Origin of the sequence: Cognatiyoonia koreensis, assembly GCF_900109295.1 — a bacterium.
Classification (GTDB): domain Bacteria; phylum Pseudomonadota; class Alphaproteobacteria; order Rhodobacterales; family Rhodobacteraceae; genus Cognatiyoonia; species Cognatiyoonia koreensis.
Map to the genome: position 1 here is coordinate 936,598 of NZ_FOIZ01000002.1, position 13,919 is coordinate 950,516.

General features: G+C 55.5%; 17 protein-coding genes. 8 read left to right on the plus strand and 9 right to left on the minus strand.

Annotated elements, in window-relative coordinates; translation table 11 throughout:
- Nucleotides 1-3: 3 nt before the first annotated feature.
- The 4 genes from BMY44_RS16100 to BMY44_RS16115 all read right to left on the minus strand — a co-directional run bounded on the left by BMY44_RS16100 (nucleotide 4) and on the right by BMY44_RS16115 (nucleotide 4,102).
- Nucleotides 4-246, minus strand: a complete 243-nt coding sequence (locus BMY44_RS16100; RefSeq protein WP_089996916.1) for a DUF4170 domain-containing protein — start codon at nucleotides 244-246, stop codon at nucleotides 4-6.
- 81 nt (nucleotides 247-327) lie between these two features.
- Nucleotides 328-1,101: a 3'(2'),5'-bisphosphate nucleotidase CysQ gene (locus BMY44_RS16105; RefSeq protein ID WP_089996917.1), complete on the minus strand. Its 774-nt coding sequence runs from the start codon at nucleotides 1,099-1,101 to the stop codon at nucleotides 328-330.
- Nucleotides 1,088-2,434, minus strand: a complete 1,347-nt coding sequence (locus BMY44_RS16110; RefSeq protein ID WP_089997216.1) for a TldD/PmbA family protein — start codon at nucleotides 2,432-2,434, stop codon at nucleotides 1,088-1,090. Before BMY44_RS16110 ends, BMY44_RS16105 begins: the two co-directional genes overlap by 14 nt.
- 165 nt (nucleotides 2,435-2,599) lie before the next feature.
- Nucleotides 2,600-4,102 carry a DUF2125 domain-containing protein gene (locus BMY44_RS16115; RefSeq protein WP_089996918.1) on the minus strand — a complete coding sequence of 501 codons (1,503 nt, stop codon included), beginning with the start codon at nucleotides 4,100-4,102 and terminating at the stop codon, nucleotides 2,600-2,602.
- A 118-nt stretch (nucleotides 4,103-4,220) separates the two neighbouring features.
- Here BMY44_RS16115 and BMY44_RS16120 point away from each other — a divergent pair, with 118 nt between their 5' ends.
- Together BMY44_RS16120 and BMY44_RS16125 are read left to right on the plus strand one after the other, a co-directional pair.
- Nucleotides 4,221-4,979, plus strand: coding sequence for an SDR family oxidoreductase (locus BMY44_RS16120; protein WP_089996919.1), 759 nt, complete (start codon nucleotides 4,221-4,223; stop codon nucleotides 4,977-4,979).
- A complete protein-coding gene (locus BMY44_RS16125) occupies nucleotides 4,976-5,584 on the plus strand; it encodes an enoyl-CoA hydratase/isomerase family protein (RefSeq protein WP_089996920.1) in 609 nt (202 codons plus the stop codon). Before BMY44_RS16120 ends, BMY44_RS16125 begins: the two co-directional genes overlap by 4 nt.
- A gap of 1 nt (nucleotide 5,585) precedes the next feature.
- On the opposite strand, the gene BMY44_RS18420 is transcribed toward BMY44_RS16125, so the two are convergent.
- Nucleotides 5,586-5,885, minus strand: a complete 300-nt coding sequence (locus tag BMY44_RS18420; RefSeq protein WP_089996921.1) for an HNH endonuclease family protein — start codon at nucleotides 5,883-5,885, stop codon at nucleotides 5,586-5,588.
- A gap of 64 nt (nucleotides 5,886-5,949) precedes the next feature.
- Here BMY44_RS18420 and BMY44_RS16135 point away from each other — a divergent pair, with 64 nt between their 5' ends.
- A complete protein-coding gene (locus BMY44_RS16135; RefSeq protein WP_089996922.1) occupies nucleotides 5,950-7,257 on the plus strand; it encodes a mechanosensitive ion channel family protein in 1,308 nt (435 codons plus the stop codon).
- Nucleotides 7,254-8,426: a TIGR03862 family flavoprotein gene (locus tag BMY44_RS16140; RefSeq protein WP_089996923.1), complete on the plus strand. Its 1,173-nt coding sequence runs from the start codon at nucleotides 7,254-7,256 to the stop codon at nucleotides 8,424-8,426. Before BMY44_RS16135 ends, BMY44_RS16140 begins: the two co-directional genes overlap by 4 nt.
- Nucleotides 8,427-8,465: 39 nt before the next feature.
- On the opposite strand, the gene BMY44_RS18120 is transcribed toward BMY44_RS16140, so the two are convergent.
- Nucleotides 8,466-8,735, minus strand: coding sequence for a hypothetical protein (locus BMY44_RS18120; protein ID WP_131801632.1), 270 nt, complete (start codon nucleotides 8,733-8,735; stop codon nucleotides 8,466-8,468).
- A gap of 79 nt (nucleotides 8,736-8,814) precedes the next feature.
- On the opposite strand from BMY44_RS18120, the gene BMY44_RS16145 reads away from it, so the two are divergent.
- From BMY44_RS16145 to BMY44_RS16160, 4 genes are all read left to right on the plus strand, one after another.
- The gene (locus tag BMY44_RS16145; protein WP_089996924.1) at nucleotides 8,815-9,012 is read left to right on the plus strand and encodes a hypothetical protein; all 198 of its coding nucleotides are present in this window, start codon (nucleotides 8,815-8,817) and stop codon (nucleotides 9,010-9,012) included.
- 74 nt (nucleotides 9,013-9,086) lie between these two features.
- The gene (locus tag BMY44_RS16150) at nucleotides 9,087-9,296 is read left to right on the plus strand and encodes a hypothetical protein (protein WP_089996925.1); all 210 of its coding nucleotides are present in this window, start codon (nucleotides 9,087-9,089) and stop codon (nucleotides 9,294-9,296) included.
- A gap of 68 nt (nucleotides 9,297-9,364) precedes the next feature.
- Nucleotides 9,365-9,556 carry a hypothetical protein gene (locus BMY44_RS16155; protein ID WP_089996926.1) on the plus strand — a complete coding sequence of 64 codons (192 nt, stop codon included), beginning with the start codon at nucleotides 9,365-9,367 and terminating at the stop codon, nucleotides 9,554-9,556.
- Between the two features lie 68 nt (nucleotides 9,557-9,624).
- A complete protein-coding gene (locus BMY44_RS16160; protein ID WP_089997217.1) occupies nucleotides 9,625-9,831 on the plus strand; it encodes a hypothetical protein in 207 nt (68 codons plus the stop codon).
- A gap of 54 nt (nucleotides 9,832-9,885) precedes the next feature.
- Here BMY44_RS16160 and holA read toward each other — a convergent pair whose 3' ends face one another.
- Genes holA through leuS form a run of 3 tightly spaced genes read right to left on the minus strand, consistent with a single transcriptional unit; the run spans nucleotide 9,886 to nucleotide 13,911 of the window.
- Nucleotides 9,886-10,908: a DNA polymerase III subunit delta gene (holA, locus tag BMY44_RS16165; protein WP_089996927.1), complete on the minus strand. Its 1,023-nt coding sequence runs from the start codon at nucleotides 10,906-10,908 to the stop codon at nucleotides 9,886-9,888.
- Nucleotides 10,905-11,375 (minus strand): LPS assembly lipoprotein LptE, encoded by a 471-nt coding sequence (gene lptE, locus BMY44_RS16170; protein WP_131801633.1) that lies wholly within the window; start codon nucleotides 11,373-11,375, stop codon nucleotides 10,905-10,907. Before lptE ends, holA begins: the two co-directional genes overlap by 4 nt.
- Entirely contained in the window at nucleotides 11,365-13,911 is a 2,547-nt protein-coding gene (gene leuS, locus BMY44_RS16175; RefSeq protein WP_089996929.1) for a leucine--tRNA ligase, read from the minus strand. Before leuS ends, lptE begins: the two co-directional genes overlap by 11 nt.
- Nucleotides 13,912-13,919 lie beyond the last annotated feature (8 nt).

Consider the following 13,919-nt stretch of genomic DNA (forward strand, 5'->3'; position numbering starts at 1 on the left):
ACCCTAACCCAGTTCTTCGGTCGGGGAGGCCTCGGTTTCTTCGTCCCGAAGGCGATGAATGTGTGCAATGAAATACCGCATGTGCGCGTTGTCTACGGTGCGATGCGCGGCGCTTTTCCACGCGTTATAAGCGCTAGCATAATCAGGATACATGCCCACGATATCGATCGCGTCGACATCCTTGAACGCGTTCTTCGTCGGGTCGACGAGTTCTCCGCCAAAGACAAGATGCAGGCGCTGGGTCATAGGAGTTTCCTTTAGTGAATGTCAGTATTTCTGCCAATCTATGGGCTGCTTGTTCAAGACACAATCAATCTGCGCGACAGGTCAGATAAGCGCAGAGGCAATCGCCCGATGGACCGGACCCGCAGCGATCACGCCATTGACCTGCGGCATCTGGTTATTCAGTCGTAACGGTCGGGCCTGCCTGTCCGTCACGGTGCCTCCCGCCTCGGCAACAATCAATGCGCCTGCGGCGATGTCCCATTCCCAGGTTGGTCGCAACGTCATCATCGCGTCAAAACGGGCTTCGGCGACAAGGCAAAGGCGGTAGGCTAATGATGACCGAAACGTCCGCTTTATTGGTGGTGTAACCCCACCTTTCCAGAAATCGGGTTGCATTGTAATCTTGTTAGTCAGCACCGTTGCGGCGGCAAGATCTGCCTGTCCTGTCACGGAAAGCCGTGACCCATTCAGCGTTGCACCCTGTCCGCGCAACGCGGCGTAGGTCTTTCCACGTTCCGGCATGATAACAACGCCCACGAGCGGCACGCCATCTTCAACAATGGCAAGCGAGATGGCCCAATCCCTGGAACGTTCGATGAAGGCGCGCGTGCCGTCAATCGGATCAATCACAAACTGGCGGCGGGTTGTCAGACGCGCTTTGGCGTCTTCGGATTCCTCTGATAGCCAGCCATAATCTGGGCGCGCTGCCTGAAGAACCGCTGCCAGATGAGCGTTCACTGCCAGATCAGCTTCTGTCACCGGTCCGGCATTGTCGTCCTTGTTCCAGATGCGCGGATCGCGTCCAAAGTACGAAGACGCAATCTCACCTGCTTTCTGTCCCGCCTCCAACAAAAGCGCGAGATCAGTCTCCGGCAAGGGTGAGTCCTTCTACCAAAAGCGAAGGCACGACGTTCGAAAGGTGCGTGCGCGCATCGTTGGCAGGTGTGATCCGCATAAGCATGTCGCGCAAGTTGCCTGCCACGGTACATTCATTAACAGGGAAAGTGATTTCTCCGTTTTCCACCCAGAATCCACTGGCCCCACGTGAATAATCACCGGTGTTCGGGTTGATCGTCGACCCGATCATGCTTGTTATCAAAAGGCCTGTGCCCATGTCCGCTATCAATTCAGCCTGCGTTTTGTCGCCCTGGGTCAGCGCGACATTTGTCATATGCGGGGAAGGCCCACTTGCAGTGCTGCGTGCAGCATTGGCCGTCGATTGCATCCCAAGCTTGCGCGCGTTTGCCAAATCAAGCGTCCATCCCTGCAGTACGCCATCGGCTACGATGGCACGCTTGGACGTTGGCAAGCCTTCGGCATCAAACATCCGCGAGCCAGAGGTGCGACGGCGATGCGGGTTTTCGTCCACCGACAAATGCGCTGGCAGCACCTGCTCGCCAAGTGCGCTCCGCAGCCAGCCTGACCCGCGTGCAATTACGGCACCATTCACAGCCTGCAACAGATGGCCAATCAGACTGGATGCAATCCGTTCATCGAACATTACCGGATAGGCACCGGTCTTCGGTTTGCGTGCACCGGCCCGTGCGGTCGCCCGTTCAGCGGCAATGCGGCCAATTTCCTCGGCGTCGCGCAAATCGGAGTGGAAGATCCGATTGTCATAGTCATAGTCGCGTTCCATCCCGGTGCCTTCACCGCTGATCGCGACGCAGGATATACCGTGGTCGGAACGGGCATATCCGGCAGAGAACCCGTTGGATGCGGCAAGATGTACAAATCGGCGGCTGTACCCGGCAGATGCAGATTGCACCTGCGACACATTCGGATTGGCCAAGGCCGCGGCTTCTGCACGGACAGCTTCGGCCTGCAAAGTATCTGCTGCCGGTTCGTCGCCCGGGTCGCACATTTCCAGCGGGGTACTATCAAGATCGGTTGCAAGCTGATCCGGATCGGCCAGCCCTGAATGCGGGTCTTCGGGTGCCTCCCGCGCCATTGCTACGGCACGCTCTGCCATTTCGGACAGAGTGGCCGGCTTCGTATCGGAAGAGGATACAATTGCCGACCGTTTTCCGACGAAAACACGCAGCCCGATATCGATCCCTTCAGAACGTTCCGCATGCTCAAGCGCACCCGCACGGACATCGATCGAAATCGACGTGCCATCGACAGCGATCGCATCAGATGCATCCGCACCTGCAGCTCGTGCTGCGTCAAGCATGGCGTGGGACAGGTTTTCAAGGGTCTGGGACATGAAGGCTTCCTTTGTTCCCACATCACCTAGTCCGCGTGGTGTCACGCTGCAAGTCCGGGCGATACACCAGTCGCATTGTTCGATGTCTTCAGCGTCGGAACTGCGCAAAGAAAAACCCGCCCAGTCCTATGACCGGGCGGGATAAGTTGTTTCAAAGATCGTGAATTACTGCATCCGCTGACCGTTGACGATCAGGTGGCCTTCCTCGTTCACTTCAACTGTCGTTTCGAGTTGGTCATCGCCAGTCGAACGGGCAAACATTCCCATGAACATGCGGCCCATGGATGCCTGATCCTGTGGAAGAAGACCCATCGAGACCAGCTTGTCGATCAATGCATTTGCGCCTGTGATCTGAATGCTGGCTTCGCCCAGTGGGCGGGGCATGCCGTCGAATGTTTCAAGATCGGTATTGTCGAATGTGAAATCACCGGTACCGGTGATCATCGCTCCTCCGGCAGACACCAGCAGATCGTTTAGTGTAAGCGCGTTCAGTTCGCCTGGAACTTCGGCCTGTTCCATGGCTTCGGCCTGCTCTGGGTCCATCAGGTCAAAGAACAGTTTCGCTTGCCCCGTAAGATCAATCCGGACCGTTGCAGGATCGCGCGGCAGGACTTCACCCGGATCAGCGAGCGCCCAAATCTGATCGTTGATCGTCAGTTCCGAGAAATTGATGTTCAGACCAAAGTCGGCAGGCTCTTCTGTTGAAGACAGCGGCATTGCAAGACCAATGCCGTATTCAGCGAGTCCAATCTCGATCGGGAAAGGGAACTCGCTCGATTGGATATTCAGCGCGACGTTCTGCACACCAACGTCGTATGCTAGACTGTCGGCGTCCATCGCAGCGTTCACAGCACCTTCACCAATTGCAACGGACCCGACTGCAGAATCCCCATCGACATTGAAATCGAAGATATAGTTCGCGGCACTAAATCCGTAGCCACCGGTGAAGGAGAATCCGTCAGCAAACATCTGCTCTGGATTTTCCGGATCGATTTCCAGCGGGATCGCCATTTCCGATTCCAAGGTAACGGCGTCCAACTTGCCGCTGACCACAACCACGCCGTCACCACCAGGCTCTGTGAAATCCATCAGCAGATCAAGCGATCCCATGGACAGGTCATAGTCAAGATTGCGCAGTTCGCCGGTCTTCACGTTGTACGTGCCGTTAAGATCGTTGGCGGCAAACATGATTTCGCCGTCTATCAGCGCCTCGCCATCCTCGACCATCTCGACGACTTCAAAGGCATAGCGGTCTGCGCTGACATCATATGTCATGTCCGCTTCGTCGCCGCTGACGATCATCTCCATGCCTGACTGACTTACGTTCAGTCGGATCAATCCGCCATCTTCGGGTACGATTGTGATCGGATAGGAGTCCGACATCGTGACCGCCACCGATCCGTCGCCTTGTTCGGTAAAGGTAATTGTTCCAAGGTTCGCTTCGACGCTGCTGAATTCATCTTCCATCTTCAGCATCAGATCAGACACTGTGACAGTGCCGTCACCGATGTCCTCAGACCCAATCGACACACCGTCCTCACCATAAATTGCGAGGTTCTCCTTCCAGTTCTCCCAAACCTGTTCCGCTGTTACGTCAGCAGTTGCAGAAGAGGCCGAAACCAGCGCAGCAAGGCAGACTGTCGTCCTCAAAGTTTTGAAATGCGTCATAATCGGTATCCTTTACATATATGCCGTCACCAGTGTTTCGCGTCTTGCTGTCATCAGCAAGGTAGGGAAAACTTGACCACAACCTAGACTCTGTCCTCACAGACCTAAAGGGAAGCAAATGAAAAAGTATGACATGACCGGCAAGACCGCGCTGATCACAGGCGCAAGCAAGGGCATCGGTGCAGCGGCAGCCCGCGCTTTTGCCGATGCCGGTGCGAATGTCGCCTTAATTGCCCGATCAGAAGAAAGCATCGCAGAAATTGCAGGCGAAATTGGCGAAAAGGCGATTGCCATCCCTTGTGATGTGTCCCGCCTCTGGGAGCTGCAAGCGGCGGTTGACGCCACCGTCGACACGTTCGGTGAGCTTGATATCTTCATCGGGAATGCCGGTGTGATCGAACCCATCGGCTTGCTGCATGAAACCGACCCAGAAAGTTGGTCCAAGACGATCGATATTAATCTCAAGGGCATCTATCACGGAATGCGTGTAGCGATGCCCTATATGATCGACCGCGGCACCGGAACGATTATTACGATTTCATCGGGTGCAGCCCATGGTCCGATCGACGGTTGGTCTGCCTATTCGACATCGAAAGCGGGGGCTTATATGCTCACACGCGTCGCAGACTTTGAAAGCCGCGACAAGGGTTTGCGCGTAATGGGGCTGTCTCCCGGCACGGTCGCAACTGACATGCAGCGCACCATCAAACAATCCGGGATCAATCGCGTCGCCCAACTTGACTGGTCTGACCACATACCGCCCGAATGGCCTGCGCAAGCGCTGCTGTGGATGTGCACATCAGAGGCCGACGTCTATCTTGGCCAAGATGTGTCCCTGCGCGAGGAAGATATCCGGGCCAAGGTTGGGCTGGCATGATCCTCACCCACCGCGATGGCGACTTGCTGACCATCACCCTGAACCGGCCGGATAAAGCCAACGCGCTGACCGCCGACATGATGAAATCCCTCATCACTGCCGTTTCCGGTGCGACGGACGTCAAAGCCATAATCCTGACAGGTGCGGGCAAGGTCTTTTGCGCAGGTGCCGATCTCGATGCTGCCAAAGCGGGTTTGGCCACGTCGCCACTTTGGGAAGAATTGTCTGGCGCAATCGCAAAATTGCCATGTCTGACCATTGCCGCGTTGAATGGAACACTGGCGGGCGGTGGTTTTGGTATGGTTCTGGCTTGCGATCTCCGGATCGCGGTGCCGGGGGCGAATTTCTTCTATCCGGTCATGAAACTTGGCTATCTGCCGCAACCATCTGATCCATGGCGAATGCGGGCGCTGATCGGGCCATCGCGGTCCAAACAGATCCTTATGGCAGGACTGAAAATCAATGCGCAGATGGCCCACGACTTTGGTCTGATCGACGCTGTCGATCCAGATCCGGTGGCGTTGGCAAAGAATTGGGCAGCGGACGCTCTATCTGCTAGGCCAGACCATGTCGCCGCAATCAAGTCTTTGATAGAAAACAAATAATTTATCTTTTGCGTCTCTTTCCCGGCACCTTTGACATGAAATCCGGTGGCCGTTTTGCCACCCATCCTGCAAACTTAGCCAGGCGCGGATGCGAACGGAGCGCCGCGACCGTCTGATAGGAGCGGGCAAGTTCTGCCTCCGTCAGTGTGGCGTGAATCTCTTTATGACAGATATGGTGCAACAGCACTGTCGGTCCGCCTTTCCCGCCTTTGAGTTTCGGAATGAGATGATGCAAGGATTGTGGCACATCCGGCGGGATAGGCCGCGTGCATAGTGCGCAAATGGGGTATTCTTCTTGCATCGCTCTTGTTTCACCTCTCACATCGCGACAAAAGATGACGTGCGTCTAGCGAAGGACAAGTGCGATGGACTCTGATCTGGTCGAAACGATCCGCGGTTACGGGATGCAGGGAGTGGATCTCGCGAAAGACTGGTTGTTGTCCCCCGCCGCGTGGTCACAATTCGCTATTTTGATCGCGGCTTATATTCTCGCGATTATCGCAAACCGGATCCTATCACCACGGATCACAGGGTTTCTGGCTCCGCCAGCTGATAACCACTCACTTCTGTCCAAGGCGCGCCGGTTCATCCTGATCTTCCTTCCGTTGCTCTTGCCCCTTTTGGCCTATGGATTCACCGCCCTCGGGGAACAAGTCACAAGATCACTGTTCGGGTCGGGCGCTGTCATCGCCTTCGGCAAGCGAGTTTTCCTGTTTCTTGCGGCACGTGCACTTGCTCGTCACATCATTACCGATCCGTTCCTACGCATTTTGGCAAAGTACGTTCTTGTTCCGCTTGCCGCTCTTTATGCGCTGGGCGTGCTGGATCAAGTGGTTGAGGCACTTGGTGCCGCGCAGGTCGGTGTTGGCAACATCCAGTTTTCGCTGCTTGCCATCGCACGTGGCCTGATATTTGGCAGTTTGCTGTTCTGGTTTGGCCAGTGGTCGAACACGCAGTCCTCCACTTATATTGAACAGCAACCGATGCGACCTGCGATCCGCCAGTTGATCATCAAGGCCGCGGAATTCACGATCTTCGGTATCGCATTCATCCTGCTTATGAACATCATGGGCGTGCCGCTTGGCTCGCTTGCTGTTCTGGGTGGCGCAATCGGTGTGGGTCTGGGTTTCGGCCTCCAGAAGATCGCATCAAACTTCATTTCCGGTGTGATCTTGCTGATCGAAGGGCAAGCGACTGTCGGCGATTATGTCGAGCTGGACGGCGGTGAGGCGGGCACCATCATCAAAATGACAGCGCGTGCCACGATCCTGGAAACCTACGATGGTCGCTGGATCGTCGTTCCGAACGAAGATTTCATCACCACGCGCGTCGTCAATTATTCCGACAGCGGGTCTGCGAACCGTTACGAGGTTGAATTCAGCGTCAGCTATGACACCGATATTAACAAGATACCTGAAATCATTATCGCCGCCGTATCCACCCACCCCGAAGTGCTGCAAGACCCGGAAGGCCCTGACTGCGAACTGAAAGGCTTTGGTGACAGCGGTATCAACTTTGGTGTTGAATTCTGGGTTAACGGCATCGATGACGGCAAGAATAAATACGCTTCCGACGTTCTGTTTCTTGTCTGGAACGCATTGAAAGACAACGACATCGAAATCCCTTATCCACAGCGAGTCGTCGAAATCAAAGGCGGCTTGCCGGCCTCGTGACCCGTGCGCTTGTCATCGGTGGCGGACCGGCCGGGCTAATGGCCGCGGAAACGCTGGCAGATGCCGGTGTAACTGTGACGCTCGCCGACAAGATGCCGTCTCTCGGTCGCAAGTTCCTGATGGCCGGAAAATCTGGCTTGAATATCACCAAGACCGAGGACGAGAGCACATTTCTGGCGGCCTATCTTCCGCGAACCGAACAGTTGGCACATGCTATTTCTGACTTTGGACCGGATGCAGTCCAGGATTGGGCGCTTGGACTAGGGCAGAGCATTTTTACCGGGTCCACGGGCCGCGTTTTCCCCGAAGTCATGAAAGCCTCGCCGTTGCTGCGTGCCTGGTTGCAGCGGTTGGTCGCGAAAGGCGTGACATTTCACACCCGATGGAACTGGCAAGGCTGGGATAAAGAGTCTGCTGCCCTTTTCGCAACACCGGCGGGTCCGATCCGACATCAGACAGACATAACAATCCTCGCGCTTGGAGGTGCAAGCTGGGCGCGACTTGGATCGGATGGAGCGTGGTCATCGCTCATTTCCGGCACAACACCGTTCCAGCCTGCCAATGTCGGGTTCCGACGCAGATGGTCAGAACATATGACGCGGTTTATCGGGCACCCTGTAAAAGGTATTGCACTGACAGCGGGCGATCTGAAATCACGTGGCGAAATCGTCCTAAGCGCGGAAGGGCTTGAAGGTGGCGGCATCTATGAGGTGTCACGCGTGCTGCGAGAGGGTGCGCCATTGCAGATCGACCTTTTGCCCGATTTGGAAACTGAGAAGCTGCTGCGCCGATGGGCCGGGAAACGTGCAAAAGAAACGACAGGCCACTTTCTTAAGTCCACATTGCGGTTACCGGCAATCAAAGTTGCGTTGTTTCAAGAGGTATTTCAAACACTGGTGTCGCAAGATGTTCCTGCTTTCCTGAAAGCCCTGCCGCTTAGTCATGATGGCCCGCGGGAAATGGATCAGGCGATATCAACGGCAGGCGGCGTGCGCTTTGATGCGCTGGACGACAACCTGATGCTCAACGAGCGTCCGGGTGTTTTCTGCGCCGGTGAAATGCTGGATTGGGAGGCACCGACAGGTGGGTATCTGATCACCGGGAGCCTTGCCACCGGCAAAGCAGCAGCACTCGGTGCACTGAATTGGAATCGCCAGACGAATCCATGAAAAAAGAATCAAAGTGGTCTGTTACGGTGTAAAGCCCCCTCAAATCGGGTTCCAAACGTCGGTTCTCGCAAAACTTCCGCGAAACTGTTGCATTGCAGCATCGCTTTGAAAAACGGGAATTTTTGCGGTTCCGGTGTATCCGACAAACCATCGAAAATGCGTTTTTCTGTTATTTTTAAGGTTTTGCCATAGTTTCGACACCTTGAAGAAACGCGCCGGATTGATGTGCTGTGACAACAGGCGGGCAGTTTTATGCTTTGAGAAGAACGGACAGCGAGAAATGCACTGTCCGCAAGTACGCTTTTGCATTACTCCCTTGTTTTGCTAAGAAAACGTGGATAGACAATTTGTGATCGTCCACAAACGTGCATTTATTTGGAGTACCGACATGCGCCTTACAACTACTCTCGCCGCCGCAGCTGCAATCGCTGTTTCTGGTGCCGCAGCTAACGCTGGCGGTATCGCACCTGTCATCACAGAAGCACCTGTTGTTGTCGTAGACACACCAGCTGGCTCCTCCATTCCTGCAGGTTACATCGTGCTCGGCCTTCTGGCTGCACTCGTAGCTGCATCCGGCTCTTTCTAAGTTAACGCTTAGATTTAGTGGTTAAGGGCTGGCCTTTGGGCCAGCCCTTTTCGAATCCAAGAAAGGAAAAAACCATGCGTTTCACAAAAACACTCGTCGTTGCGGCTGCTATCGCCGTGTCCGGTTCATCTGCTTTTGCTGGTGGCCTTGCCCCGGTTCAGACAGAAGCTGCACCAATCGCACCAATCGTTGTTGAACCCGTTGCAGCCGGTTCCTCGATTCCAGCTGGTTACATTGTTCTCGGTTTGCTCGCAGCACTTGTCGCGGCGTCAGGTTCTTTCTAAGCTAACGCTTAGCGAAGTCTAAAGGGGCTGGCTTTCGCTGGCCCCTTTTTCATTACAGGGGAAGACATATGCGTTTTACGAAATCACTTGCTGCTGCCGCGGTTTTTGCCATGGCTGGTTCCACAGTATCCGCTGGCGGACTTGGAGACACGATAATCGTGACACCTCCGCCACCACCTGCAGAGGTGTCATCGATCAATTCCGGCTATATTGTGCTTGGTCTTCTCGCCGCACTTGTAGCGGCGTCAGGTTCTTTCTAATATTGACCTGAGCGAAGTCTGAAAAGGGCGAGCAAGCGCTGGCCCTTTTTTTCATGAAGGAGAAAGAAATGCGTTTCACGAAGACACTTGTTGCAGCCGCTGCGATTGCAGTTGCTGGTTCTGCGGCCTCCGCTGGTGGTCTGGCTCCTCTGCCACCACAGCCACCTGTTCAGGTCATTCCACCTGCACCTGATGCACCTGTTTCCTCCATTCCGGCTGGCTACATCGTGCTTGGCCTATTGGCTGCACTGGTCGCCGCATCCGGCTCCTTCTAAAGAGTTCTGACAGATTTAAGGATCAAGGCGTGCTTCGGTGCGCCTTTTTCGTTTCTAACGCCGCGCCATCATTGCAAGACGGATCAAAGTGCGTTCCATCAGGGCTTGTGTCGGGGCTGGATTCGCAGACCGCATCTGCAAATCAGTGTCCGTCAATGTGGTCAGCGCCTTTTCCAGCCTGTCGCGTCCCCAATGGCTTGCCTGACGTGCGATTTTGTCCCGACGTGGGCCAAAAACGGGCGGGCGTAACCGTCCGATACCCGCACCCGGACCGCCGGGATCAGATGCAACAACATGCAGCCGCCGGAAATGACGCATCGCCATGATGCACAACGTAATCGGAAGCACACCTTGTGCGTAAAGATTCCGAAGGGTCGGCCCGAGCTGATCTGTCTGACCACTCGTAACGACATCAAGCACATCGTCCATATCGACATCGGCGGACTGTGGCGCGCATGCGTTCACTTCGGCAATCGTTAGGGGGTCCGGATCATTGCGTTTGTATAGACCGATCTTTTCAACAGTCTGGCGAAAATCACCGGGTTCGAGCGACTGAGCGAGCGAGAATACCGCATCCATCACATCGCGGGGCGGTGCGCTCAGCCCAGCATTGTTCAGCGTTGCTTCGATGTCGTCGCGGCTGGGCGGGTCGTCATAGATGCCGATCGCGACTGCTGCAGGATGCCCCTCGAATACCTTGCGCAAGGCGGATTTCGCAGTCAGCTGTCCTGCAGTCACGACCAGTTGCGCATCGCCGTCCTGCCAATCAGCAAGCGCCGTCGCGAGTGTTTTTGACAAACCGTCCGTCGCATCTTCAACGAATGCGACCCGATGACCGGGAAAAAACCCTTGCGCTTTGATCGCGTCATTGACGAGAGCGGGGTCCTTGCGCAGGTCAGCGCCGTTTATACGGGTCAGGCGCATTTCTTCTTCGCCTTGTGGCCCGACAAGTGCGAGGATCGCCTCTTGTCGCTTGCCTGCAACTCGCATCGGATCGGCACCAAAGATCAACAGCCCTGCATGTTTTGGGTCGGGTGACTTCAGATACCCGTTCGCCTGGGCACCTGACATCTTCATTCGTTGATCGCCAGTATCATGTCCGCGACGACAAGATCGGCCAATGAACGGGCAAGCCGGTTGCGTGCATCAGCTTCTGCGGCCTGCGTGGCAACCGTCGATCCAGTCGCGGAATAGCTGGTGAAGGTGCGGACTGTGCCTGCGCCAACCTGTCCCCCGCTTTCAGAGCCAAGTACCCAATCGACCGCACCGCGAATGTCAAAGCGCGTCGTATCGCCAACGGCAGAGACCGCGGCAACATTGCGAGCCTCGCGCTGGGTCAGTGTCAGCGTATAGACAGGAGAGGTCGCGCGCCCGATCTGGTCCTCGATAGCTGTGCGCAAGGCGAACCCGGTGACGGTATCAGGCGCAATGACATGCACCTGATTGCGCAGCCCTTCGGCACTGCGGCGCGGTCCGAAAGCGGGTGTGAAACCGCATGCGGGCATGGCGCAGAGCGCCAGCAGGACAGCGCGTCTAGACGACAATGTTCACAATCCGACCTGGCACCACGATAACCTTTTTGGGTGTCGCGCCATCCAGCGCTTTGACCACATTCTCCTGTGCCAGTGCGAGCGCTTCAACATCAGTCTTGTCCAACGCCTTGTCCACGCTGATTTCCGCGCGCCGTTTGCCGTTAATCTGGATCGGCATTGTCACCGTATCTTCGACAAGAAGGCTTTCATCCGCGATGGGCCAGCTGGCGTTTGCAATTAGGCCCTTACCGTCAAACATCGTCCAGATTTCCTCGGACAAATGCGGTGTCATGGGCGACATAAGCTGTGCAAGGGTCATCGCAGCCTCGCGTTTTGCCATTGCACCCGCTTTCGATTTGGCCAGAACATTCACAAAACCATAGATCTTGGCAATGGCTGCGTTAAACCCAAAACTTTCAATCCCAAGTGTCACGTCCTTGATCGTAGCGTGCATGGCCTTGATCAAATCATTATCAGCGTCGTTCGCAGCAGTCTGGTCCGCTTTGACGTCATTTGCGATACGATAGACCCGCCCAAGGAATTTGTTCGCCGCCTCGGCACCGCTGGCCGTCCATTCGACATCACGTTCCGGCGGGCTATCGGACAGCACGAACCAACGGGCGGTGTCCGCCCCATATTCGCGCACGATATTGGCGGGATCGACGACATTATTCTTTGATTTTGACATCTTTGCAGATGGGATAACCGCAACTTCGGCCCCGGTTGATTTCAGAAACGCCTTCTCGCCCTTGATGTCGACCTCTTCAGGATAGTGGTAGACCGCCTTGCCGTTCTTCTCGGATTTGTAAATCGCATGCGTCACCATGCCTTGCGTAAACAAGGCATCAAAGGGCTCTTCAGTCCCCTGCGGCAAATGTCCCGTCATGCGCATCGCACGCGCAAAAAACCGGGAATAAAGCAGGTGAAGGATCGCATGCTCGATTCCGCCGATATACTGGTCAACATTCATCCAGTAAGCAGCATCTTCAAGGTTCGTTGGCGTGTCGGCACGTGGGGATGTGAAACGTGCAAAATACCATGATGAATCCACAAAGGTATCCATCGTGTCGGTTTCACGCCGGGCCGCTTTCCCGCAGGACGGGCAAGCGCAGTCGCGCCATGTTGGGTGACGGTCCAACGGGTTGCCGGGAATGTCGAACGTCACATCGTCAGGCAGTTTGACCGGTAGGTTTTCTTTCTTTTCCGGGACGACACCGCAATCGTCACAGTGAACGACCGGGATAGGGCAGCCCCAATAACGCTGACGCGACAGGCCCCAATCACGCAAGCGGTACTTTGTCTGACCTTTTCCAAGACCTTTCGCCTCAAAATAATCGATTGTCGCGTCGATACCTTCATGGCTGGTCGCTTCGGTCAATCCGGCGAAGTGATCGATGTAGACGACCTTTTCCGTTTTTGCGGGAACCAGCGCTTCGGATGCAACCGCAACATCCTCTCCAGGCATGTGGAAGGCATTCCGCACCTCCAGATCGTATTTGCGCGCGAAATCGAGATCGCGCTGATCATGCGCCGGGCAGCCAAATACCGCACCAGTTCCGTAATCCATCAGGACGAAGTTGCCGACCCAGACGGGCAGTTTCTGATCCGGATAAATCGGATGCTGCACGGTCAAACCGGTATCAAGGCCCTTCTTTTCGGCTTTCTCCATCGCCGCTTCGGTCGTATCCATCTTTCGCGTTTCAGCGATGAATGATGCAATCTCTGCGTTGTCGGCGGCCAAATCCCTCGAAAGTGGATGTTCAGGCGAAATCGCGATAAAACTCGCGCCTCGCATGGTGTCCGGGCGGGTGGAATAGCAGATGATTGGATCTCCGCCGTCTGCCCGCTGAAAGGGGATCTCGATTCCGCGGGATTTTCCGATCCAGTTCGCCTGCATCAGTTTCACCTTGGCAGGCCAATTGTCCAAGTGATCAATCGCGTCCAGCAGTTCCTCGGAATAATCTGAAATCTTGAAAAACCACTGCGTCAGCTCTCGCTTTTCGACCTCTGCGCCAGACCGCCATCCCTTGCCGTCAATCACCTGCTCGTTGGCAAGCACGGTCATATCGACCGGGTCCCAGTTCACCACCGCATTCTTGCGATAAACCAGCCCCCTCTCCATGAAGTCGATGAACATGGACTGCTGTTGGCCATAATATTCCGGATCACAGGTCGCCAGCTCGCGTGACCAGTCCAGCGACCAACCCAGCGGCTTCATCTGCGCCTTCATTTCGGCGATGTTACCATAAGTGTACTCAGCGGGATGACCACCTGTCGCCATGGCCGCGTTTTCCGCGGGCATCCCGAAGGCATCCCAGCCCATCGGGTGCAGGACATTGTGCCCGGTAGCCAGTTTGTAACGCGCGATCACATCGCCCATCGTGTAATTGCGCACGTGTCCGATATGGATTCGACCCGACGGGTAGGGGAACATTTCCAGCACGTAGTACTTAGGCTTGTCATCGCTGCGGACGGCCTTGAAGGTTTCCGCTTTGTCCCAGGCGGATTGCCATTTTGGTTCGATTTCGGCAGGCGTATAAGTGGACATTACATCTC

What these genes read in the sequence shown, in the direction of transcription:
- BMY44_RS16100 (WP_089996916.1), bottom strand. Translation starts at nt 246, where the DNA reads ATGACCCAGCGCCTGCATCTTGTCTTTGGCGGAGAACTCGTCGACCCG.
- BMY44_RS16110 (WP_089997216.1), bottom strand. Translation starts at nt 2,434, where the DNA reads ATGTCCCAGACCCTTGAAAACCTGTCCCACGCCATGCTTGACGCAGCA.
- BMY44_RS16115 (WP_089996918.1), bottom strand. Translation starts at nt 4,102, where the DNA reads ATGACGCATTTCAAAACTTTGAGGACGACAGTCTGCCTTGCTGCGCTG.
- BMY44_RS16120 (WP_089996919.1), top strand. Translation starts at nt 4,221, where the DNA reads ATGAAAAAGTATGACATGACCGGCAAGACCGCGCTGATCACAGGCGCA.
- BMY44_RS16125 (WP_089996920.1), top strand. Translation starts at nt 4,976, where the DNA reads ATGATCCTCACCCACCGCGATGGCGACTTGCTGACCATCACCCTGAAC.
- BMY44_RS18420 (WP_089996921.1), bottom strand. Translation starts at nt 5,885, where the DNA reads ATGCAAGAAGAATACCCCATTTGCGCACTATGCACGCGGCCTATCCCG.
- BMY44_RS16135 (WP_089996922.1), top strand. Translation starts at nt 5,950, where the DNA reads ATGGACTCTGATCTGGTCGAAACGATCCGCGGTTACGGGATGCAGGGA.
- BMY44_RS18120 (WP_131801632.1), bottom strand. Translation starts at nt 8,735, where the DNA reads ATGCAAAAGCGTACTTGCGGACAGTGCATTTCTCGCTGTCCGTTCTTC.
- BMY44_RS16145 (WP_089996924.1), top strand. Translation starts at nt 8,815, where the DNA reads ATGCGCCTTACAACTACTCTCGCCGCCGCAGCTGCAATCGCTGTTTCT.
- BMY44_RS16150 (WP_089996925.1), top strand. Translation starts at nt 9,087, where the DNA reads ATGCGTTTCACAAAAACACTCGTCGTTGCGGCTGCTATCGCCGTGTCC.
- BMY44_RS16155 (WP_089996926.1), top strand. Translation starts at nt 9,365, where the DNA reads ATGCGTTTTACGAAATCACTTGCTGCTGCCGCGGTTTTTGCCATGGCT.
- BMY44_RS16160 (WP_089997217.1), top strand. Translation starts at nt 9,625, where the DNA reads ATGCGTTTCACGAAGACACTTGTTGCAGCCGCTGCGATTGCAGTTGCT.
- holA (WP_089996927.1), bottom strand. Translation starts at nt 10,908, where the DNA reads ATGAAGATGTCAGGTGCCCAGGCGAACGGGTATCTGAAGTCACCCGAC.
- leuS (WP_089996929.1), bottom strand. Translation starts at nt 13,911, where the DNA reads ATGTCCACTTATACGCCTGCCGAAATCGAACCAAAATGGCAATCCGCC.